Source organism: Duganella sp. GW822-FHT06D06 (assembly GCF_058799615.1).
Genome location: NZ_JBXALQ010000009.1, coordinates 1 through 20,185, shown reverse-complemented (window position 1 = coordinate 20,185; position 20,185 = coordinate 1). Strand labels below are relative to the sequence as shown.

At 66.3% G+C, this 20,185-nt stretch carries 19 protein-coding genes and 1 riboswitch; of the genes, 9 read left to right on the top strand and 10 right to left on the bottom strand.

Going from position 1 to position 20,185, the window contains the following annotated elements; translation table 11 throughout:
- Positions 1-12: 12 nt before the first annotated feature.
- The 3 genes from AC1RMD_RS17495 to AC1RMD_RS17485 all read right to left on the bottom strand — a co-directional run bounded on the left by AC1RMD_RS17495 (position 13) and on the right by AC1RMD_RS17485 (position 3,555).
- Positions 13-600, bottom strand: coding sequence for a hypothetical protein (locus AC1RMD_RS17495; protein ID WP_492927963.1), 588 nt, complete (start codon positions 598-600; stop codon positions 13-15).
- A gap of 181 nt (positions 601-781) precedes the next feature.
- Positions 782-1,393, bottom strand: coding sequence for a hypothetical protein (locus AC1RMD_RS17490; protein ID WP_492927962.1), 612 nt, complete (start codon positions 1,391-1,393; stop codon positions 782-784).
- Positions 1,394-1,569: 176 nt separating this feature from the next.
- On the bottom strand, positions 1,570-3,555 hold the full coding sequence (locus AC1RMD_RS17485) for an OPT family oligopeptide transporter (protein ID WP_492927961.1): 1,986 nt from the start codon (positions 3,553-3,555) through the stop codon (positions 1,570-1,572).
- A 133-nt stretch (positions 3,556-3,688) separates the two neighbouring features.
- Between AC1RMD_RS17485 and ylqF the strand changes: the two genes are divergently transcribed.
- Positions 3,689-4,639 (top strand): ribosome biogenesis GTPase YlqF, encoded by a 951-nt coding sequence (gene ylqF / locus AC1RMD_RS17480; RefSeq protein ID WP_492927960.1) that lies wholly within the window; start codon positions 3,689-3,691, stop codon positions 4,637-4,639.
- 12 nt (positions 4,640-4,651) lie between these two features.
- Here ylqF and AC1RMD_RS17475 read toward each other — a convergent pair whose 3' ends face one another.
- Complete coding sequence (locus tag AC1RMD_RS17475; protein WP_492927959.1) at positions 4,652-5,449, bottom strand: DODA-type extradiol aromatic ring-opening family dioxygenase; 798 nt, start codon at positions 5,447-5,449, stop codon at positions 4,652-4,654.
- Positions 5,450-5,560: 111 nt separating this feature from the next.
- Positions 5,561-5,735: riboswitch (cobalamin riboswitch) on the top strand.
- 81 nt (positions 5,736-5,816) lie between these two features.
- Between AC1RMD_RS17475 and AC1RMD_RS17470 the strand changes: the two genes are divergently transcribed.
- The 4 genes from AC1RMD_RS17470 to AC1RMD_RS17455 all read left to right on the top strand — a co-directional run bounded on the left by AC1RMD_RS17470 (position 5,817) and on the right by AC1RMD_RS17455 (position 9,932).
- Entirely contained in the window at positions 5,817-7,823 is a 2,007-nt protein-coding gene (locus tag AC1RMD_RS17470; RefSeq protein ID WP_492927958.1) for a TonB-dependent receptor, read from the top strand.
- A complete protein-coding gene (locus tag AC1RMD_RS17465) occupies positions 7,823-8,719 on the top strand; it encodes a cobalamin-binding protein (protein WP_492927957.1) in 897 nt (298 codons plus the stop codon). Before AC1RMD_RS17470 ends, AC1RMD_RS17465 begins: the two co-directional genes overlap by 1 nt.
- Positions 8,720-8,804: 85 nt before the next feature.
- Positions 8,805-9,137, top strand: coding sequence for a hypothetical protein (locus AC1RMD_RS17460; protein ID WP_492927956.1), 333 nt, complete (start codon positions 8,805-8,807; stop codon positions 9,135-9,137).
- 48 nt (positions 9,138-9,185) lie between these two features.
- Positions 9,186-9,932 carry an SDR family oxidoreductase gene (locus AC1RMD_RS17455; RefSeq protein WP_492927955.1) on the top strand — a complete coding sequence of 249 codons (747 nt, stop codon included), beginning with the start codon at positions 9,186-9,188 and terminating at the stop codon, positions 9,930-9,932.
- A 6-nt stretch (positions 9,933-9,938) separates the two neighbouring features.
- Here AC1RMD_RS17455 and AC1RMD_RS17450 read toward each other — a convergent pair whose 3' ends face one another.
- The 6 genes from AC1RMD_RS17450 to AC1RMD_RS17425 are packed head-to-tail and all read right to left on the bottom strand — an operon-like array spanning position 9,939 to position 15,483.
- Positions 9,939-10,796 carry an HlyD family secretion protein gene (locus AC1RMD_RS17450; RefSeq protein WP_492927954.1) on the bottom strand — a complete coding sequence of 286 codons (858 nt, stop codon included), beginning with the start codon at positions 10,794-10,796 and terminating at the stop codon, positions 9,939-9,941.
- A 25-nt stretch (positions 10,797-10,821) separates the two neighbouring features.
- On the bottom strand, positions 10,822-11,022 hold the full coding sequence (locus AC1RMD_RS17445; protein WP_492927953.1) for a DUF1656 domain-containing protein: 201 nt from the start codon (positions 11,020-11,022) through the stop codon (positions 10,822-10,824).
- Complete coding sequence (locus tag AC1RMD_RS17440) at positions 11,012-13,156, bottom strand: FUSC family protein (RefSeq protein ID WP_492927952.1); 2,145 nt, start codon at positions 13,154-13,156, stop codon at positions 11,012-11,014. Before AC1RMD_RS17440 ends, AC1RMD_RS17445 begins: the two co-directional genes overlap by 11 nt.
- Before the next feature lie 14 nt (positions 13,157-13,170).
- The gene (locus AC1RMD_RS17435) at positions 13,171-13,668 is read right to left on the bottom strand and encodes a MarR family winged helix-turn-helix transcriptional regulator (RefSeq protein WP_492927951.1); all 498 of its coding nucleotides are present in this window, start codon (positions 13,666-13,668) and stop codon (positions 13,171-13,173) included.
- A gap of 51 nt (positions 13,669-13,719) precedes the next feature.
- Complete coding sequence (locus AC1RMD_RS17430; RefSeq protein WP_492927950.1) at positions 13,720-15,162, bottom strand: efflux transporter outer membrane subunit; 1,443 nt, start codon at positions 15,160-15,162, stop codon at positions 13,720-13,722.
- Between the two features lie 15 nt (positions 15,163-15,177).
- Positions 15,178-15,483: a DUF4148 domain-containing protein gene (locus AC1RMD_RS17425; protein ID WP_492927949.1), complete on the bottom strand. Its 306-nt coding sequence runs from the start codon at positions 15,481-15,483 to the stop codon at positions 15,178-15,180.
- A 165-nt stretch (positions 15,484-15,648) separates the two neighbouring features.
- Between AC1RMD_RS17425 and AC1RMD_RS17420 the strand changes: the two genes are divergently transcribed.
- The 4 genes from AC1RMD_RS17420 to AC1RMD_RS17405 all read left to right on the top strand — a co-directional run bounded on the left by AC1RMD_RS17420 (position 15,649) and on the right by AC1RMD_RS17405 (position 20,113).
- On the top strand, positions 15,649-15,972 hold the full coding sequence (locus tag AC1RMD_RS17420) for a hypothetical protein (RefSeq protein ID WP_492927948.1): 324 nt from the start codon (positions 15,649-15,651) through the stop codon (positions 15,970-15,972).
- Positions 15,973-16,150: 178 nt separating this feature from the next.
- Complete coding sequence (locus AC1RMD_RS17415) at positions 16,151-18,634, top strand: ABC transporter permease (RefSeq protein WP_492927947.1); 2,484 nt, start codon at positions 16,151-16,153, stop codon at positions 18,632-18,634.
- Positions 18,635-18,642: 8 nt separating this feature from the next.
- A complete protein-coding gene (locus tag AC1RMD_RS17410) occupies positions 18,643-19,344 on the top strand; it encodes an ABC transporter ATP-binding protein (protein ID WP_492927946.1) in 702 nt (233 codons plus the stop codon).
- 13 nt (positions 19,345-19,357) lie between these two features.
- Entirely contained in the window at positions 19,358-20,113 is a 756-nt protein-coding gene (locus AC1RMD_RS17405) for a hypothetical protein (RefSeq protein WP_492927945.1), read from the top strand.
- Positions 20,114-20,185: the final 72 nt, after the last annotated feature.

Genomic DNA, 20,185 nt, shown 5'->3' with positions numbered 1-20,185 from the left:
GCTGGCGTGGGGTCAGTGATCGTCGCTGAGTTGATCGTATTGGCGACGATAGCGGGGCAGGCGCCGCTCCAGTGTGTTTTGCGATTGATGATTGGCATGCTCCACCAGCGCCAGGGCGGTGGTCAGGGCGTCGCTCATCGATTTCGCGGCGACGGTCATGGCGTCGGCGGCGGACAGGGGCTGCTTGGCGGCGCGCTGTTGCAGCCGGTCGCGCAGGCGGGCGGCGCTGGTCCAGTTTTTTTCGCCGGGCTGTAGTATCCAGAGATCGCGCCAGGCGTTGCGGCCATCGCCGGCAATCTGCATGGTCATCTGGCGCGGCGATACGGCATCGTCGCGGAAGATGATTTCTTCGCCGACGACTTCGGCGTAGTACGCCGTGCCAGCGTAACTCATGCGCATGCGGCTCTTTTCCGGGATGAACAGCTGCTTCCATTGATAGCCGCGCATAGGCGCCGCAGCGGCGCGGCTTTTTTCCATCCACTCGCGGATAGCGACGATGGTCGCTTCCACGGGCGACAGCGTGCTGCCGCTCTTGCGCAGAAAGTTTTCCAGCTCGGCGTATGCGGCGGGTGGCAGTTCGCAGGTCCTTGCGGCGTTCATGCTCGTTCTCCTTGCTCGTTTGGTCTTGTTTTGTCTCGTTCTGTCTTGTTGGACCTTGTGCTCTGCACAAAGTTCAAACGAGTCAAAACGAGACAGAACCAGACAAGCAAACGAGCATGAATGCCGCAGGGGGCGATTTCGGGACCCGGCGTCTATACTGGCGGCATGGAATCCGACGCGGCTACGGTGCGGGAGCGAGTCGCAAGTTGGCAAGGATGGCGGCGTATAGTTCCGGCGTAAGCGCACCCGACAGGCTGTAGACATTGGGCCCGTTATCGACGACCAAGTAGGCGTACTGGGAGTTCGGCGGTGTCGATTGAATCCAGTACGCATGCACCTTGCCGCGCGAGGCGTGCGAGTAGCGGACCGCGTTGTCCAGGCCTTCCACCTTTCTGATTTTTGCCCATGGATCGGCCCCATGCGCCGGGCGGCCCAGTTGCTCAAGGAACTGGTTCGCAGATAGTTTTTGCCCGTACTTGTCCACCAGTTCCTGTATCGACATGCAGGATAGGACGACGTCACGTCTGGCGTCTCGATCGGGAGGAATCAGATGCACCGAAGAGGGCATGCTGGTAGCGATAAAGATCTTGCCGATAAGGGTGGGCGGCAGTTGCATTTCCAGCATACCGAACTGGAGCGCCGTGCAGCCGGCGCAGCTTGCTTTCCGTGGCCATTCGACCTGTTCCAGCACGACAGGGCTTGCTCCGTGCGCAGAGGCAAGCCAACTGCCCGCCATCAGCAGGCATAGCGCGGAAGTGGGGCGTGTCAGGCGCATCGTGACGACGGTTGCCATTTCAACTCCCCCATCTCATCGTTCAATTCCCGCGGAGTCTCCACTGTAGGCAGGTGCCTGGGGAGGATGTTGAGCGGAATTAAAGACGCTGACAGTTGCGCGCAGCGGATCGCCAAATGAAAACGCCCTGCCGGGCGGGCAGGGCGTTGGGCGTTACGGTTACACGGCTTGCTGGATCAGGCGGCGACGTTGCGCCCGCTCCTGGCGGACCAGCGGTACAGTCCCCACACCATCGCCACGCCGAGGATCAGGGCGACGATCATGGCCTGCGCCTCGCTCAGCGAGTTGGCGATGGCCAGCGGCTCGCCCTTGCCGGAGACCACGATCAGGCCGGCCAGCGCGACGTTGAACAGGCTCTCGCCGACGATGAAGCCGGACATCACCAGCACGCCCAGGCGCTTGGCGCTGTCGCCGCCGAGCTTGTGCTCCATCGCGCGGTCGAACAGGTAGCCGGCCACGGCGCCGATGCACACCGGCGTGATCACCGCGCTCGGCAGGTAGATCGCCAGGCCCACGCCCAGCGGCGGCAGCGAGTACTTGCCGTTGCTGGAGCGCTTCAAGCCGAAGTTGATCGCCACCAGCAGCAGCCCGACCAGCGCGCCGTAGCCCAGCAGGTCCCAGCGCAGCTGGCCGCCGATCACGCCCTTGGCCAGGGTCGAGATCAGCAGCGCCTGCGGCGCGGCCAGCGGCTGGTCCGAGATCGAGTTGAGGTTGGGCGCGCCGACGAAGCCGTTCGCATGGTTGAGCAGCTCCAGCACCGGCGGCACCACGCACGAACCGGCGACCACGCCGATCAGCAGGCCAACCTGCTGCTTCCACGGGGTGGCGTCGACCAGCTGGCCGGTCTTCAAGTCCTGCAGGTTGTCGTTGCCGATCACGGCCACGGCCAGCACCACGGTGGTGACGAACAGCGCATAGGCGATCAGCGCCTGGGCCACTTCCGGCCCCATGATGCTGCGGCCGACCATGCCCACGCTCAGCGCGGCGCCGAGGATGGTCAGGATGGCGATGCCGGACACCGGCGAATTCGAGGAGCCGATCAGGCCCGCCATGTAGCCGCAGACGGCGGCGGCGAAGATGCCGGCCACCAGGATGTAGCCGATGCCGACCGCCACCAGCGGCACCGCCAGCGAGGACAGCGGGCCGCCCTGCAGAAAGCTCGACAGCAGCCAGCCGGCCGGCACCATCGACAGCAGCGTCACCAGGCCGACCACGAAGATCGGCAGGTCCTGCTCGGTGCGATCGAGCACGCCGCCATTGAGTTTGGCCTTGCGGGCCGATTCCATCGCCGACTTCAGGCCGCCGTAGATAGGCTTGGCCAGGCCGGCCAGGGTGATGATCGCGGCCATGCCGATCACGCCGGCGCCCATCATGCGCACTTCCTTGGACCAGATGCCCAGCGCGTGGGCGGACGCTTCGACGCCGGCCGCGGCCGGGCTGAGGGACGTCATCAACGGCACCATGATGCCCCAGGCGATGACCAGGCCGGCCAGCATCGCGATGCCGACCGTGATGCCCATCAGGTGGCCGGCGCCGATCAGCGCCAGCGAGCTCGAGGCGCCGATGCCGGTGGCGCCCGAGCCGGTGCGGAAGTAGATCGCCACTTCGCCGGCCATCAGCTTGACGGCGGCGAAGGCGGCGAAGGCGGCCGAAGCGACGCTGCCCCAGATCACCGCCCACAAACCGGCCTTGCCTTCGGCGGCGCCGGCGCGCGAAGCCATGCCGACTTTGAGCACCTCGGCGGCGGCCACGCCTTCAGGGTAGGGCAGGTCGGACTGCGACACCAGCGCGCGGCGCAGCGGCATGGTGTACATCACGCCCAGCACGCCGCCGATGGCGCAGGCGCCGAAGGTCGGCCAGAACGGCACCTTGGCCCACCAGCCTATCATCAGCAGGCCGGGCAGCACGAAGATCACCGACGCCAGCGTGCCGGCGGCCGAGGCGATGGTCTGGACGATGTTGTTTTCCTGGATGGTGGCATCCTTGAAGGCGCTCAGCAGCGCCATCGAGATGACCGCCGCCGGGATCGAGGTGGCGAACGTCAGGCCCACTTTCAGGCCCAGGTAGACCTGAGCCGCCGTGAAGACCAGCGTGATCAGTATGCCCAGGATGATGCCGCGAACGGTGATTTCCTTGGGGTTGGACGGTGCAGCTATGCTCATCTTCAGCACTCCGGTGGAAAAATAATATTGTTTATATGGTCAGAAAACGGGAAAAGCGCCTCATGATATCCGAAGTCCGGACGAGCCAGCAGGTAAAATAGCGGATTGTCAGAACGATTTTGAAGGTCAGAGCATGTCGATACAATGGTACCCGGGGCACATGAACGCCGCCAAGAAAAAAGCGGCGGAGCAGATGGAGAACACCGATCTGGTGATCGAGGTGGTCGACGCCCGCCTGCCCGAGGCCAGCACCAATCCGATGGTGGAGGAGCTGCGCAAGTTCCGCCAGCGTCCGTGCCTGAAGATCCTCAACAAGATCGACCTGGCCGATCCGGCCGCCACGGCGGCCTGGGTGGCCTATTACAACGCGCAGGAAGGCGTGACCGCGTTCGCGATGACCACCAAGAAACCGGCCGACGTCACCCGCGTGCCGGAACTGGCCAAGCAGCTGGCGCCGCACCGCGGCGTGCCGACCAAGCCGCTGCGCATCATGATCATGGGCATCCCCAACGTCGGCAAGTCGACCCTGATGAACGCGCTGCTCAAGCGCAAGGTGGCCAAGGTCGGCGACGAGCCGGCGGTGACCAAGCAGCAGCAGAAGCTGTACCTGGACAAGAACACCATCCTGGTCGACACGCCGGGCATGTTGTGGCCGAAGATCGCGCTGCCGAGCGACGGCCTGATGCTGGCCGCCAGCCACGCGATCGGCTCGAACGCGCTGATCGAAGAGGAAGTGGCGGTGTACCTGGCCGACGAGATGCTGAAGTACTACCCGCAACTGCTGGTGGCGCGCTACGGCTTCAAGGACATCGAGAGCTTCGACGGCATCGCGGTGGTGGAGGGGGTGGCGGCCAAGCGCGGCTTCCGCCAGAAGGGCGGCGACCTCGATTTCGAGAAAGCCTCGCACACCTTCCTGGGCGACTACCGCAGCGGCATCCTGGGCCGCATCTCGCTGGAGACGCCGGCCAGCCGCAAAGGGCGGCTGGAGGTGCACAACGCCGAGATGGCCGTCAAAAACGCCGAGAAAGCCGCCATCGCCGCCGCCAAGGCCGAAGCCTACGCCAACGGCAAACGCGGCACCTGACACCGGGTTGGATTAACCGAAGCGGAAGCTGCTCACGGCCAGCGCTCCCATGAACGCCTCCTCGTGGTAGGGGACGGTCGCCTGGTCGCGCTCCGCCGCGCCCAGGGCCACCATCAACGGCAGCAAGTGCTCCTCGCGCGGATGCGCCATGCGCGCGGCCGGCGCCTGTTCCCATTCCAATAAGCGCGCCGTGCGTTCCTGCGGCGGCAGCGCCATCGTCGCGCGCAGCCAGCCGTCGAAGGCGTGCGAGGCCGCCGCGCCCTGGGCATTGAAGGCGCGCAGGTTGTGGTAACTCAGCCCGCTGCCGACGATCAGCACGCCCTGCTGGCGCAAGGGCGCCAGCAGGCGGCCCGCTTCCAGGTGCGTCAAGGGATCGAGGCCGCGCTTGAGCGACAGCTGCACGATGGGCACCTCCGCAGCCGGATAGATCGGATACATGGCGCTGAAGGTGCCGTGGTCGTAACCGCGCTGCGCATCCAGCTGCGCCGGGAAGCCGCCCGCATCGAGCAGCTGCCGGACCTGCGCCGCCAGCTCCGGCGAACCCGGTGCGCTGTATTGCACCTCGTAGGTATGCGGCGGGAAACCGCCGTAGTCGTAGATCATCGGCGGCCTGGCCGACGACGACAGCGTGAAGTCACGCTCCTCCCAATGCGCGGTAATCACCAGCACCGCCTTCGGCGTCACGCCGAGCTGGCGCGGAATGTCGCGCAGCGCGGCGTCCAGCTGGCCGTACAGATGGCCCACCTGGTCCATCATGAACGGCCACGGACCGCCGCCGTGGGAGAGGAAATAGGTTGGCAAGACATGCATGGCAAAGCTCCGGTATGGGTATGAGCCCACTATAAAGACCGTAGCCGTGGCGATCAATGCACGAAATGTAGATAGGTCCTATCTAAAAAGTTAATGATCCGGGGCGCGAGCGTATAATGCCCGGGTTCTGGTGCTTGCCCATGTGCTCACATGCGCAGTTAAACGGGAAACACAAGGCCGCCCGCGCCCACGGCGCGACGGTCAAGGTGTGCTGCCCCCGCAACGGTAACGCGAAGCGTCGTTCAGCCTCGCCAGCCCGGATATCGGCCAGACAGGGGGAAGCGCGCAGCGACAACGTCCGCGCGGCTTCCGTACACTTCCAGCCTGCGGGGACGCAGGCGGATGTCTCTTTTGAAAATGACCTGACATGCAATCCTCCGTCTTCCAACCGCGCCTGCTGGCCGCCGCCGTCTCCCTGTGCTTTGCCGCCGCCGTTCCCTCCACCGTAGCGGCGCAAGCTGTCGCCGGCAACAGCGCCGTCGCCCAGTTGCTCGCGCCGGTCGTCGTCGTCAGCGGCTCGCGCTTCGACGCCAACGCGGCGCTGACGCCGATCGGCGCCATCGTCATCAGCGCCGAAGACATCCAGCGCGCCGGCGCCAACGACGTCAACACGGCGATCCGCAAAGTGGGCGGCGTGTACGGCCGCCAAAGCCTGGACGGCAGCCCGGACTTCAGCCTGGACCTGCGCGGCTTCGGCTCCAACAGCAGCCAGAACATGGTGATCGTGCTGGACGGCGTGCGCCTGTCGGAAAATGAACTGAGCAACGCCATCCTGTCGACCATCCCGATCGACACCGTGGACCACATCGAAATCACGCGCGGCGGCGCCAGCGTGTTGTACGGCGACGGCGCCACCGGCGGCGTGATCAACATCGTCACCAAGCGTCCGGTCAAGAACAGCCGCCGCGGCAGCGTGTTCGTCGAAGGCGGCCAGTTGGGCGCCCGCGAAGCGCGCGTGTCCGGCTTCCAGGCCTGGGACGGCTTCGCCGCCGACGCCACGCTGGACAGCCAGCGCACCGACAACTACCGCGACAACAACGAATTCAAGCACACCCACTTCAGCGGCGGCGCGCAATGGTTCGACAACGCCGGCCGCGCGGGCTTCCGCTACGAAGGCGCGCGCCAGGACATGCGTCTTCCGGGTTCGCTGTCCGAGGCTCAGTACAACGCCAATCCGCGCCAGACCCTGACCCCCGACAACTACGCCAATCTCGATAGCGACCGCTTCACCGCCTTCGCCCAGCGCCGCATTGGCGGCTATGAACTGGCGGCCGACCTGTCGTATCGCAAGAAGAAGGCCGTATCGACTTATTTCGGCGAATTCGGCCCATCGACCTATACCCTCGATAGCAAGCAAACCCAGTTCTCGCCGCGCGTGCGCCGCCTGGGCGAGATCGGCGGCCTGCTGAACGAGATGGTGGTCGGTTTCGACTGGACCGTATGGAATCGCGCCAGCACCGACAACAATCATTCCTCCGCTGCCGACGCCACCCAGCACTCGAAAGCGCTGTACCTTCGCGACGAACTTCGTTTCGACGCCGCCCATGAAGGCCGCGTATCGGCCGGCGTGCGCCGCGAAATCTTCAACAAGGACTTCAGCGATCCCTTGAACATCTATGGCAGCACCGGCTATAAAGCAGCGCAAAGCCTGAACGCGTGGGAACTGCAGGCGAGCTATATGCCGGTCAAGAATCTGAACGTCTATGGCAAGGCTGGGCAAAGCTACCGCGTCGCCAACTCCGACGAGAACGCCTACACCCCGGTCGTCAACAATGCGTTGCTGCCGCAGCAGTCGCATGACCTGGAACTGGGCGTCAGCTTCGGTACCGCTGCGCAGAAAATCACTGGCCGCGTATTCCGCCACAACCTGACCAACGAGATCTTCTACGATCCGACGATCTACGCCAACACCAACCTGGCGCCGACCCGCCGCCAGGGTTTCGAACTCGATGCGGAACACCGCATCAACGCCGCCTGGAACCTGACCGCGCACTACCAGCACGTGAACGCCAAGTTCACCGAGGGCGTCAACAACGGCAAGGAGATGGTGCTGGTGCCGAAAAACACGCTGACCGCGCGCCTGAGCTGGACTGTGGCCAGCGGCCACACCGCCGACGTCGGCGCGCAGTGGGTGGACAGCCAGCGCAACGGCGGTGACTTCGACAACAAGTGCCCGGCGCAGATCCCGTCCTACACCACGCTGGACGCGCGCTACGCCCGCAAGCTGGGGCAGTGGGAGTTCGCCGTGTCGGGCCTGAACCTGAGCGACAAGCGCTACTTCTCGCAAGCCTTCGGCTGCAAGGATGGTGTTCAAGGCAGCATCTACACCGCCGACGGCCGCCAGCTGAAACTCTCGGCCCGCTACGAGTTCTGATGCGCGCCACGACCACGACCGTTCGCCACGCCCTGCCGTCGCTGGCGCTGGCGTGCACGGCGGCCTGCGCCCAGGCCGCCGTCACCGTGCAGGACGACGCCGGCAACAGCGTCGTCGTCGCCAGGCCGGCGCAGCGCATCATCTCGATGGCGCCGCACATCACCGAGCTGCTGTTCGCGGCCGGCGGCGGCGAGCGCGTGGTCGGCGTGATGAACTACAGCGACTACCCGGAAGCGGCCAAGCGCATCCCGCAGGTCGGCAGCAACGCCACCATCGACATGGAACACGTGCTGGCGCTGCGGCCGGACCTGCTGGTGGTCTGGAAGAGCGGGAACACCGCGCCCCAGCTGGAGCAGCTGAAAAGCCTGGGCATCCCGATCTTCTACAGCGATCCGCACAAGCTGGACGAAGTGGCCACCAGCCTGACCCGCCTGGGCCGGCTGATGGGCACCGAGGCCGCCGCGCACAAGGCGGCGCAGGATTACCGCCAGAAGATCGCCAAACTGTCGGCCAGCTACGCGCAACGGCCGACGGTGCGGGTGTTCTACCAGATCTGGGAAAAGCCGATCTTCACGCTCAGCGGTGAGCACATCGTCAGCGACGCGATCCGCGTCTGCGGCGGTCGGAACGTGTTCGCCGCGCTCAAGGTGCCGGCGCCCACCGTCAGCACCGAGGCGGTATTGCAGGAAAACCCGGAAGCCATCTTCGGCGGCGACCGGCACGAGGCCGAATCCGGCATCAATATCTGGAAGCAGTACAAGGGTATGCTGGCGGTCCAGCGCGGCAACCTGTTCATGCTGGACGGCGAACAGCTGGTGCGCGCCACGCCGCGCATCGCCGACGGCGTCGCCATGCTGTGCGAACGGCTGGAGACGGCGCGCCGGCGCCGGCCCTGAGGCAAAATATCGGGAATTATTCAACTCGTTCATGGTCAAACCAGTATAAACTCGACGCTGCACCGGCTAAGAAGCAAGGAAAAATATGAAAGAAATCAGTGACGAACGCAAGGCGGCCGAAGGTGAGGTCATGAAGATCTACAAGGAATCGTCGCCGGTCATCGAAACCCTGTTCGAATGGGCCTATATCAACCACGTGGCCTGGAGCCTGGCGGTGCTGGCGCTGGGCTTCATCGTCTGGCTGCTGATCGCGTTGAGCAACGCCGAGAACCAGCGCAACGCGTTGATGACCAAGCAGTGCGCCGACCCCGTCTTCAAGGGGGAACTGGACAAGAAATGCCTGCGCACCGTGCACTCGCGCGAGCACTGGTGGCAGCATGTCGGCTACGCGCTGACCCATGTCAGCCCGGAAAAATAAGCATGACAGGAGCCCGCTGCAGCGGGCTTTTGTTTGATAAGGCATCCGATGAAACAAGTGATACTGGTCACCGGCAGCAGCCGGGGCATAGGCGCGGCGACGGCGCTGATGGCGAGCCGCCGCGGTTACGCGGTGTGCATCAACTACCTGCGCGACGCGCAGGCGGCCGCGCAGCTGCGCGCGCAGATCGTGGCCGAGGGCGGCGAGGCGATCGCCGTGCAGGCCGACGTCAGCGTGGAGGCCGACGTGCGGCGCCTGTTCGAGACCGTCGACGAGGAACTGGGGCCGCTGACGGCGCTGGTCAACAACGTCGGCATCCTGGAGCAGCAGTGCCGCCTGACCGAGATGTCGGTGGAGCGCCTGCAGCGGGTGTTCACCACCAATGTGATCAGCTACTTCCTGTGCTGCAAAGAGGCGGTCAAGCGCATGTCGACCGCCGACGGCGGGCAGGGTGGCGGCATCGTCAACCTGTCGTCCGGCGCGGCCAAACATGGGGCGCCGAATGTCTACATCGACTACGCCTCGTCCAAGGGCGCGATCGACGTGATGACGCTGGGTTTGTCGAAGGAAGTGGCGGCCGAGGGCATCCGCGTGAACTGCGTCCGGCCGGGCATGATTTATACCGACATCCACGCCAGCGGCGGCGACCCTGGCCGCGTGGCGCGGCTGGAAGCCAACGTGCCGATGCTGCGCGGCGGCCAGCCGGAGGAAATCGCCGAGACGATCTTGTGGCTGCTCGGCCCACAATCGTCCTACGTCAGCGGCGCCATTATCGACGCCGCCGGCGCGCGCTAGCAGCCCCTAGTGGATCACCACCGTGCAGGTGGTGCCGGCCACCAGTTCCAGGCCCTTCGGCAGCCGGTCGATGTGGATGCGCACCGGCACCCGCTGCGCCAGCCGCACCCAGTTGAAAGTCGGGTTGACGTCGGCCAGCAATTCGCGGCCGGTGTTGGCGTCGCGGTCGGTGATGCCGTGGGCGATGCTCTCGATATGGCCTTGCAGCTGGGCCGCGCCGCTCATCAGGTGGACTTCGACGGCGTCGTTCACCTTCAACAGCGGCAGCTTGGTTTCTTCGAAATAGCCGACCACGTAGAACGAGGCGCTGTCGATCATCGCCAGCTTGGCCGCGCCGACGGCGGCGAAGTCGCCCGTGTGCACGTTCAGGTTGGTGACGTAGCCGGTGACGGGCGCGCGCACCACCGTGCGTTCCAGGTTCAGCGCCGCCAACTGGCGCGCCGCCAGCGCCGCCTGGTACTGCGCCGCCGCCGTGCCGACCGCGAATTCCGCCGTCTCCTTGCTCTCGGCCGAGATGATGGAATTGTCCAGACCCGCGCGGCGGCTGGCCTCCTTGCCGCGCCGGCCTTTCTCCACCTGCTGCGACGCCAGCACGGCGTTGGCCTGCACCAGCGCGCTCCGGTAGCGGGCCGTGTCGACCACGAACAGCACCTCGCCCTGCTTGACCAGCTGGTTATCGCGCACCATCACGTGCGTGACGGTGCCGGCGACGTCGGCGCTGATGGTGACCACATCGGCCTTGATGCGGCCGTCGCGGGTCCAGGCGGATTCCATGTAGTGGTCCCAGGCCGAGCGTCCCATCCACAGGGCGGCGACCAACAGCAGCATGGTCAGGAAAAAGCGGAAGATCTTGGATGCACTCACGGCGGGCTTTCTGATGGAGTTGAATTTATTTGTAGAGTGTGACCAGCAGGGCGCTGAAGATGCAGACGAACAGGCACAGGCGCACCAGCGCAGGATGCCAGCTGCGGCGGTAGGCGCCGAGCTGGCTCAAGGCGCAGTCGAGCGCCACTTGCAGCACCAGGCTGGCGAGGAACAGCGGCAGCACGCCGGGCAGCAGTACGCCGAAAAAGTCGATCTCACGCGGCATGGCCGGTTACTCCTGTAGTGATCTGGTCCAGCAGGGACGTGTAAATGGAATGCAGGTCGGTCAGCGCGGTGTGCAGGCGCAGCTGGCGTTCCGGCGTGGCCGAGGGCAGGGCGGCGCGCACGCTGGCGCCGGCGTCCAATATCGATTGCAGCGCCGTCTCGCCGCTGGCGCGCGCCGGCGCCCGCAGGTAGGCGGCCAGCTGGCGCACCACCAGCTTCAGCGCGATGGGCACCGGACCTGGCTGCGAACTGGCGATCAACTGGCGCAGCTCGATCACGGCGTGGCCCAGCTCCAGCAGGGTCAGGCCCTGGCGCACCACGGCGCGCGCGGCTTCGTTGGGCGCCGGGCCGGAGGCGGCGTTCAGTTGGCTGAGCAGGTCGCGCACGCGGTTGTCGAAGCGCCGCTTCAGGCGGTGCATCGACGCCGTGCAAGCACCCTGCGCCTCGCGCCACAGGGCGGCGGCCACGTGGTCCTTCTGGCCCATGGTGTGCTCCGGCAGCACCACCTTGAACATCAGGTAGGCCGCCGCCACGCCCATCGTCAGCGACAGTTCGCTGCTCATGAAGCTTTCCACGTCGTAGTGCATCAAGTTGGTCGGCACCAGCAGCGTGGCGCAGAACATGCAGATGCCGATGCCCACGCCGGCCCAGCGCGGGCTGGTCATCAGATAGCTGCCAAGCACGAAGAGCGGCAGGGTGGCGATGATCAGCGTCGGGAAGTCGTTGGCACGGGCCACCAGGAAAAATTCGGTGGCGAAGGCCAGCGGCGCCGCCACCAGGAAGCCGATCAGCACCTGCTGCACCATGGCGGTCGGGCGCGGCGACGACGAGGCCAGCGCGCAGAAGATGGTCGCCATCAAAATGGCGTTGCCGAGAAACGGCCACGCCAGCCAGTACCACACGCCGGCCGTCAGCAGCAGCGCGACGCCGGCGCGGAAGCCGCTGGCGACGATGATGGCCGGCGGCGTCTTCGGCGTGTAGGCGCCGGGATCGCTGACCTGCTGCTTCTCTTGCGCCAGGCCGTGATACAGGCCGGCGAAGGCTTCCATGTCGCGCACGTAGCGCTCGAGCAGTTCCACCGCCGTATCGAAGTCGATCTGCTGCGCGCGTTCGACCGGTAGCACCGTTGTCGCCAGCTGGGCGCGGGCGGCGGCGATGTCGCTCGCCAGGCCGGCGCGCATCCGCGCCATGCGTGCCGCCGTCAACTGCTCGCCCATGGTCTGCGCCAGGTGCGCGTGCATCGGCTCGACCAGTTCCAGCACCGGCTGCGCATGCGCCGGCGCGGCGCCGCGCAAGCGGTGGATCAGCCGGTGCAGCGTGTAGAAAGTGGTCAGCACTGTCATGAAGGCGGCGTTGAAGGCGTGCAGCTGGCGCGTATGCGAGCGCGGATGGTCGGCCTCGAAGAAAGCGGCGGCGCGGCCCGATTCCAGCGCGGCGATGTCGGCCGCGAACTTCAGGTGACTGAGTTCCGTCTCGGCCGGCGTCAAGCGCTGCTCCAGCACCTGCGTGCAGAAGGTGGTGAAGCCGGCGTAGCGCGCCTGCACGGTGCGCATCACGGCGCGCGAATGGCGGCGCGGGAAGACCACGTCGTGCACCACGGCGGCGCAGATGATGCCCAGTCCGACCTCGGTCACGCGGGTGACGGCCAGCGCGAACACGCGCTCCGGCGCGTCGATGGCGGGGACGGCGATCATGCAGGCGGTGTAGCCGGCCAGCACGAAGCTGTAGGATTGCTGGTTGCGGTGCATGGCGGCGCCGCCGGTGCACAGCGCGATCCAGACCGCCACGCCGAGGAACAGCAGCGGCGGCGACTGCGGGAACAGCGCCACCAGCAGCAGCGAGGCCGAACAGCCGACCAGCGTGCCGAGAAAACGGTAGAAAGCCTTTTCCAGCACCATGCCGCTGCTGGGCAGGGCCAGGATCACGGTGGTGGCGAGGGCGGTGTATGGGGCGTCGAGGCCGAGGCGGAAGGCCAGCCACAGCGCGCAGAAGGAAGCCAGCATCGTCTTGGCGACGAACACCCAACGCTCGCCCTCGGTGCTGAACCAGCCGGCCGTTTGCGCCGCCAGCCAGCGCAAAACTCCCCTTGCCGCGCTGTGGTCCTGGGGGGGAGTGGCGGCTGGGGGAGGGTTCATGGCGTCAGTTCAGGCTATGTCAGTGCTTCGAGATTATCCAGCTGCCTTTTCAGCAGCGCTTCAAGTACTTTTACTTCGTCAGGGCTGTAGCCGTCGTAGGCGCGGGTGGTGGTCCCCCAGACTTCCGGCAGCACCTTGGCGGCCAGCTCGCGGCCGGCGTCGGTCAGCGTGATCATCACGCAGCGGCGGTCGCCGGGGCGGTTGCCGCGCGAGATCAGGCCTTGCGATTCCAGGTCGTTGCAGACCCGCGTCAGGTTGGCCGGCTTTTCCATGCAGGCCTCGCCCAGCGTGGATGCCGTCGATGTCTCGTCGTCCGAGCCGTACAGCACGGCCAGCACCATGTAGCTGGCGTCAACCAGCTCATATTTGCGCAGCGCCGCATTGCTCAGGTCTTTCATCCGTTTCTGGATGTGGTAAGTCATACGCAGGACGCGCATCAAATCCTCGGGGAACTCCGGCATTCGGGCATGGATGTTTTTCAGGCGTTTTTTAGTCGCTTCAAAACTGCTCATTGCCTGCTCCTCACACTGTTTTTGAAAGGCTTTGATTGTACTATCTAAGCATCATGGCAATTCCAGTTTTATGCCGCCACCCAGCGCGGTCATCAACAATGTGTAGTTATCTAGTTGTTTGCTAGCCACTTGCGCCATCTGCTGTTCCTCGTTCAATAGCGTCAGCTGCGCGTTAATCACGTTCAGCGCGTCGGTCATGCCGGCGCGGTAGGCGCGTTCCGCCAGCTCCTGCTGGCGGCGCGCCGAGGCCAGGGCCCGCTGCGCCAGCTGGTCCTGCCGCCTGACCGAAGCGATGCGCACCACCGCGTTGGCCACGTCGGCCATCGCCTGCACCACGGCGGCGTTGTACTGCTCGACCGCGCCGTCGTAGAGCGCGCTCTGGTTGCCGAGTTGACTGCGCAGCCGGCCGCCTTCGAAGATCGGCAGGCTGATGGCCGGCGTCACGCCGCGCATCGACGAGTTGCTGTCCAAAAAATGCGTGAACCCCAGCGACTGGAAACCGACAAACGCCGCCAGGTTGATGTTCGGGTAAAAATCGGCCTTGGCGCCGACGATGCGGGCGGTCGCCGCCTCCATCCGCCAGCGCTGGGCCGCGATGTCGGGCCGGTGGCCGACCAGTTCCGCCGGCAGCGAGGCGGGCAGCGCGTCGCCATGGCCGGCGTCGAGGGCCAGCATCGGCCGGGCGATCGCATCGCCGTCGCCCGGTCCTTTGCCGATCAGTGCCGCCAGCTGGTTGCGCAGCAGGGCGATCGACTCGCCGATCTGCTCATGCTCGCTCCGTCCGGCCGGCAGCGTGGTTTCTATGCTCGCGACGTCGATCTCGCTGGCCAGCCCCGCCGCCTGGCGCTTGCGCGTGATCGCCAGGACGCGCTGGCGTTGTGCCAGGTTCCGCGCCACGCTGTCTTGTAGTGCGTATTGCAGCGATAGCTGGATGTAGCTGCGCACGATGGCCGATTCCAGCGTCAGCCGCGCCATCTGCGATTCGGCCGACGCCATGTGCACCTTGTCCAGCGCGGCGGCCAGCGCATCGCGGTTGCGGCCCCACAAATCGAGGTCGTAGGAACCGGACAGCGCGGCCGTGTTCTTCCAGGCGTAGCTGCCGGCCAGGGGAGCGGGCACGGTGCTGTGCGCGGAATACAGTTCGCGGTCGGCGCTGGCGGCGGCGCTCACCTGCGGCAGCGTGCCGGCCTTGGCGACGCCGGCCAGCGACTCGGCCTGGCGCACGCGCGCCTGGGTGGCGCGCAGCGTCGGGTTGTCGGCCAGCGCGGCGGCCACCAGCTGATTGAGCTGCTGGTCATGCAACGCTTCCCACCATTGCTGCTCCGGCCAGGCGACATTGGCGCTGGCGGCGGCGATGGCCAGTCCGGGATTCAGTGCGGCCGGTTTCAGCGCGACCGCCTGCGGCCTGACCTTGCCCATGTCGGCGCAACCGGCCAGCACCGCCAGCACGCAGGCTGCGAGGGCGAAGGAGCGGACGGCGCGTGGCGATTTCAAGGGGCTCGGTCCCGATTACTTGACGTTGTGTTTCCTGGTCTGGGCGACATCCATGTCGGCTTCGGTCTCGATCAGCGTGCCGTTTTTGCGCGCTTCGAGGAACTCGGCCTGCACTTGGGCGCGGGTCAGGCCGGCCGCCTGGGACTTGGTGGCGGTCGCCAGCGCGCCGTTGGCGACGGCGGTTTGCGCGGCGGTGGTGGTGGTGGTGGCAGCCGGCGCGGTGGTCTGCGCAAACGCGCTGGTGACGGTGGTGGCCGTGGCGGCGATAGCGAAGGCGACGGTGGCGGCGGCGGTGATCAGGTTCTTAGTCGAGATACTCATGGTGCTACTCCTTGGGTTGGCTGCGGTATGAGTTAACTATAGAGATGAATAATACATTTGTAAAGTAAAAAAAACCTATCGGCACGATAGCCCTTATGCGTGGTCGCGCACGGAACGGCCACGGCGGCGGTGGTCAAATAGGGGTTTTCATAGGGAGGGCAGATCATGTCTGACAGTACCTTGGACCCGGACAACATACCGGTAGGCACCGACCGCACGTTGGGGCGCGGCCATGGAACGCGGGCGCTGGGGCCCAGCGACAATTCCGACAGCGGCAGCGACGTCCCCGGCGAACCGGACGTCGGCCTCGATAGCGACACCGACGCCGAAGGCACCGGCGAGCGCGCCGGCGTGGACATCGAATCGCTGCCCGCGGATACCGATATCGGCTTCGATCACATCGAAACGATACCGGTGGTGGACGGCGCCTTCCACGACGCCGCCCCGGACGAACGCCCGGACCGGCGCGACTGGTCGCGGACCAACTAGTTGGTCCTACTGACGGCTGGACCGACCGGCCCACATATGGGCATGCCGGTGTAATTTTGCCGCGCAATCCAGCCGTCGATTCTTGCAAACCATCGCCGCTGCTGGCGTTTCATCGCATTCCGGCGGCTAGCCGGGCCGGGTTTGGGCATGCTGCCCTTTTTATATCGGACCCGGCGAGATGTTCAGACTATCGTTTTCCATGATGCTGCGCGACTGGCGCGCGGGCGAGTTGCGGTTCTTGCTGGTGGCGCTGATGCTGTCGGTGGCGGCGCTGTCGTCGGTGAACTTTTTCACCGCGCGCATGGGCGCCGGCATCGCGCGCAACGCCAGCCAGGTGCTGGCCGCCGATCTGGTGCTGGCCTCCGACCAGCCCTTACCGGCCGACGTGCGCGCCGAAGCGCAACGGCGCGGCCTGCGCAGCGCCGACACGGTCGCCATGCTGAACATGGTCGTCGCCGGCCGGGACGAGCAGGGCGCGTCGATGCTGGTCGCGCTGAAAAGCGTCAGCGACGCCTATCCCTTGCGCGGCCACCTGAAACTGCGCCGCGACGGCCAGCCGGACGCCGTGGCCACGGCCATGCCCACGCCGGGCACCGTGTGGGTCGATGCGACGCTGGCGGCGGCGCTGAACCTGCACACCGGCTCCATGCTGCGCATCGGCGACCGCAGCCTGGCGGTGGCGGCGGTGATCGCCTCGGAGCCCGATGCCGCCGCATCCTTCGTGACGCTGGCGCCGCGCGCCATGATTTCCAGCGCCGACCTGATGTCCACCAATCTGCTGCAACAGCATGCCATCGCCACCTACCGCCTGCTGCTGGCGGGCGAAGCGGCGCAGGTGGCGGCGTTCGAACAATGGCTCAAGACCCGCATCGCCGCCGCGCCGAGGCTGGGCATCGAAGTCAACTCGCTGGCGTCGATGGGCAAGGACAGCCAGTCGATGCAGGACCAGGTGCGGCAGTTCCTGTCGCTGGTCAGCCTGTTGTCCGCGCTGCTGGCCGGGATCGCGGTGGCGATGGCTGCGCGCCGCTTCATGCAGCGCCACCTCGACGCCTGCGCCGTGTTGCGCTGCCTGGGCCAGACGCAGTCACAGCAGACGCGCATGTATCTGCTGGAGTTCCTGATGCTGGGCGTGGCCGGCAGCGTGGCCGGCGTGCTGCTGGGATTCGGCTGCCACTTCGTGCTGCTGGAATGGTTGGGCAAGCTGGTCGACGCCGACCTGCCGCCGCCCGGCTGGCAGCCGGCGCTGCAAGGGCTGGCCTCGGGACTGGTGCTGCTGCTTGGCTTCGCGCTGCCGCCGCTGCTCCAGCTGCGCAATGTATCGCAGGTGCGCCTGCTGCGCCGCGAGCAGGAAGCGCCGCAGGCGCGCACAGTCGCCGCCTATGCGCTGGGCGCCGCCGCCTTCACCGGCTTGCTGGTGTGGCAGACCGACGATGTCATGCTCGGCCTGATGGCGGCCGTCGGCTTCGCGCTGTGCGGCTTGGTCTTCGGCCTGGTGGCCTGGCTGGGCGTCGGTTCGCTGCAGCGGCTGCGCCGCCTGTTCAAACATCCCGCCTGGCGCTTCGCCATCACCGACATGCGCCGCCGCCCGGCGGCCAGCGTCACGCAGATCGTCGCCCTGGCGCTGGGCCTGACCGCCTTGCTGCTGCTGACGGTGGTGCGCGGCGACCTGCTGGCGGCCTGGCATCAGGCCACGCCGGACGGCGCGCCGAATCACTACGTCGTCAACATCCAGCCGGACCAGCAGCCGGAGCTGGCGGCGCGCCTGAAAAAATATGGCCAGCCGCAGATGCATGCGCTGAGCCGCGGACGGCTGATCGGCATTAACGGCAAGCCCGCCGCATCGGACGATCCGCGCGCGAAGGAGCTGGTCGAGCGCGAGCTCGAAATCGAGCAGGCCGACCAGCTGCGGACGCCCAACAGCATCACCGCCGGCCGTTGGTACGACGGCGGCGCGGCGGAGGTATCGGTGGAGAAGGGTATCGCAGAGATCCTCAGCGTCAAGCTGGGCGACACACTGAGCTTCGACGTGGCCGGCGAAACGCTGGAGCTCAAAGCCACCAGCCTGCGCATGATCGACTGGCGTTCGCACCAGGTGGGCGCCGCGTTCCAGGTGGCGCCCAAGCTGATGGCCGGCATGCCGATGACGCTGGCGACGGCGGTGCATGTGCCGGCCGGCGACCGGCGCTTCGCCTACCTGCTGGCGCGCGACTATCCGAACCTGAGCGTGTTCGATATCAGCGCCTTCATCCAGCGCATGCAGGATACGCTGGCGCAGGTCAGCGCGGCGGTCGAATTCCTGTTCGGGTTCACGCTGATCGCCGGATTGCTGGTACTGTACGCTGCGATGGCGGGATCGCTGGATGCGCGCAAGCGCCAGGCGGCCCTGCTGCGCGCGCTGGGCGCCACGCGCAGGCAGCTGTCGCAGGCCCAATGGATAGAACATCTGCTGACCGGCGCCCTGGCGGGCTTGCTGGCGGCCGGCGGCGCAACGGCCGCCAGCTGGGCGCTGGCGCGCTTCAGCTTTCACCTGGAGTGGCAATGGTCGCCGCTGTTGTGGATCGCCGGCCTGGCCGCCGGTGCGCTGTGCGCGCTGTTCGGCGGCTGGGCGGGTCTGCGCGGCGTGTTGAACCAGCCGCCCATACTCAGTCTTCGGGAAACTTAGGAGTAGCAATGACCAATATGAATCTCGCCGCCAGCCTGCTGCGGCCCGCGATCGCTGTAAAAGACCTGGGCAAGCGGGTGGCCGACGCCACCGGCGAACTGACCATCCTGCACGACATCAACCTGACGGTGCAAGCCGGCGAGACGCTGGCCATCGTCGGCGCGTCCGGCTCCGGCAAGTCGACGCTGCTGGGCATATTGGCGGGGCTGGACCTGCCGACCAGCGGCACGGTGGAGCTGGAGAACACCGACATCTTCCAGCTCACCGAAGACGGCCGCGCCGTGTTCCGGCAGCAGAACGTGGGCTTTGTGTTCCAGTCGTTCCAGCTGCTGCCGCATCTGACGGCGCTGGAAAACGTCATGCTGCCGCTGGAGTTGCGCGGCGAAGGGCAGGCCAGCGAGAAGGCTGCGGCGATGCTGGAGCGGGTGGGCTTGTCGGCCCGCCTGCGCCACTATCCGAAGTTCATGTCCGGCGGCGAGCAGCAGCGGGTGGCGCTGGCGCGCGCCTTCGTCTGCGAGCCGCCGCTGCTGCTGGCCGACGAACCGACCGGCGCGCTCGACGCGGCCACCGGCGCGGCGGTGATCGAATTGATGTTCGCGCTCAATCGCGAACGCGGTTCGACGCTGGTGATGGTCACCCACGATTTGTCGATCGCCGCGCGTTGCGGCAGAACCGTTACGATGACCGCGGGCCGCCTGGGCCACGCTTGAGAAAGAGGACAGAATGCATTTGTCACCCCTGATGTTGATCCCCGTGCTGGCGCTGGCCGGCACCGCCGCCCATGCCGACGGCCTGGCCGACCTGAAGGCGGCGCTGGAGCGCTTGCAGGAACCGCTGCCGTTGAAAGCCACGCTCGATTCGAGCGTGTGGCGCCGCAACGGCGAAGGCAAGGATGCCGATGAAACCAGCGGCCAGGCGGTCGTCGCCATCGAGGACGGCCAGCGCGGCATGCAGCTCAGCTACAGCCGCGAGATGCTGGCCAGGCTGGATGCCGAGGCCATGACCGTGGCCCGCAACCCCAACGCCAAGACGCCGACCTTGAACGCCGCCCGCGAGTTCAGCCCGACCGACCTGCGGCCGATGATTTCGGCGGCCGGCAGCCTGTCGCGCATGCTGGAGAAGACCAGCTTCCTGGCCGAGAAGGCCGACCTCTACCAGGGCAAGCCGGCGCGCCTGCTGACCTTCGCGCAAGGCATCGACGCGCTGGCCGATCGCGACCGCAAATACGTCAAGGAATTCGACGGCCGCCTGCACATATGGATCGCGGCCGACGGCACGCCGCTGGCCAGCCGCATCACGCAGAACGTCTACGGCCGCGCCTTCATCGTGGTCACCTTCGAGGCCAAGAATGAAGAGTCCAGCGTCTACGCGCTGGCCGGCAACCGGCTGGTTTCGATCCGCAAGGAGAACCACAACAGCGCCTCCGGCGCCGGCGAGAAGAGCGACTTCAAAACCGTCAAGACCCTGCAACTACAATAAAAAACCCGGGGTCAGGTCTGACATTCGGACACGAGCTCTGCCGTAACTTACCGTTACGGCAGAGCTCGTGTC

What these genes read in the sequence shown, in the direction of transcription:
- AC1RMD_RS17405 (WP_492927945.1), top strand. Translation starts at nt 19,358, where the DNA reads ATGCATTTGTCACCCCTGATGTTGATCCCCGTGCTGGCGCTGGCCGGC.
- AC1RMD_RS17470 (WP_492927958.1), top strand. Translation starts at nt 5,817, where the DNA reads ATGCAATCCTCCGTCTTCCAACCGCGCCTGCTGGCCGCCGCCGTCTCC.
- AC1RMD_RS17435 (WP_492927951.1), bottom strand. Translation starts at nt 13,668, where the DNA reads ATGAGCAGTTTTGAAGCGACTAAAAAACGCCTGAAAAACATCCATGCC.
- AC1RMD_RS17475 (WP_492927959.1), bottom strand. Translation starts at nt 5,449, where the DNA reads ATGCATGTCTTGCCAACCTATTTCCTCTCCCACGGCGGCGGTCCGTGG.
- AC1RMD_RS17425 (WP_492927949.1), bottom strand. Translation starts at nt 15,483, where the DNA reads ATGAGTATCTCGACTAAGAACCTGATCACCGCCGCCGCCACCGTCGCC.
- AC1RMD_RS17495 (WP_492927963.1), bottom strand. Translation starts at nt 600, where the DNA reads ATGAACGCCGCAAGGACCTGCGAACTGCCACCCGCCGCATACGCCGAG.
- AC1RMD_RS17455 (WP_492927955.1), top strand. Translation starts at nt 9,186, where the DNA reads ATGAAACAAGTGATACTGGTCACCGGCAGCAGCCGGGGCATAGGCGCG.
- AC1RMD_RS17490 (WP_492927962.1), bottom strand. Translation starts at nt 1,393, where the DNA reads ATGGCAACCGTCGTCACGATGCGCCTGACACGCCCCACTTCCGCGCTA.
- AC1RMD_RS17420 (WP_492927948.1), top strand. Translation starts at nt 15,649, where the DNA reads ATGTCTGACAGTACCTTGGACCCGGACAACATACCGGTAGGCACCGAC.
- ylqF (WP_492927960.1), top strand. Translation starts at nt 3,689, where the DNA reads ATGTCGATACAATGGTACCCGGGGCACATGAACGCCGCCAAGAAAAAA.
- AC1RMD_RS17460 (WP_492927956.1), top strand. Translation starts at nt 8,805, where the DNA reads ATGAAAGAAATCAGTGACGAACGCAAGGCGGCCGAAGGTGAGGTCATG.
- AC1RMD_RS17415 (WP_492927947.1), top strand. Translation starts at nt 16,151, where the DNA reads ATGTTCAGACTATCGTTTTCCATGATGCTGCGCGACTGGCGCGCGGGC.
- AC1RMD_RS17410 (WP_492927946.1), top strand. Translation starts at nt 18,643, where the DNA reads ATGACCAATATGAATCTCGCCGCCAGCCTGCTGCGGCCCGCGATCGCT.
- AC1RMD_RS17440 (WP_492927952.1), bottom strand. Translation starts at nt 13,156, where the DNA reads ATGAACCCTCCCCCAGCCGCCACTCCCCCCCAGGACCACAGCGCGGCA.
- AC1RMD_RS17465 (WP_492927957.1), top strand. Translation starts at nt 7,823, where the DNA reads ATGCGCGCCACGACCACGACCGTTCGCCACGCCCTGCCGTCGCTGGCG.
- AC1RMD_RS17445 (WP_492927953.1), bottom strand. Translation starts at nt 11,022, where the DNA reads ATGCCGCGTGAGATCGACTTTTTCGGCGTACTGCTGCCCGGCGTGCTG.
- AC1RMD_RS17485 (WP_492927961.1), bottom strand. Translation starts at nt 3,555, where the DNA reads ATGAGCATAGCTGCACCGTCCAACCCCAAGGAAATCACCGTTCGCGGC.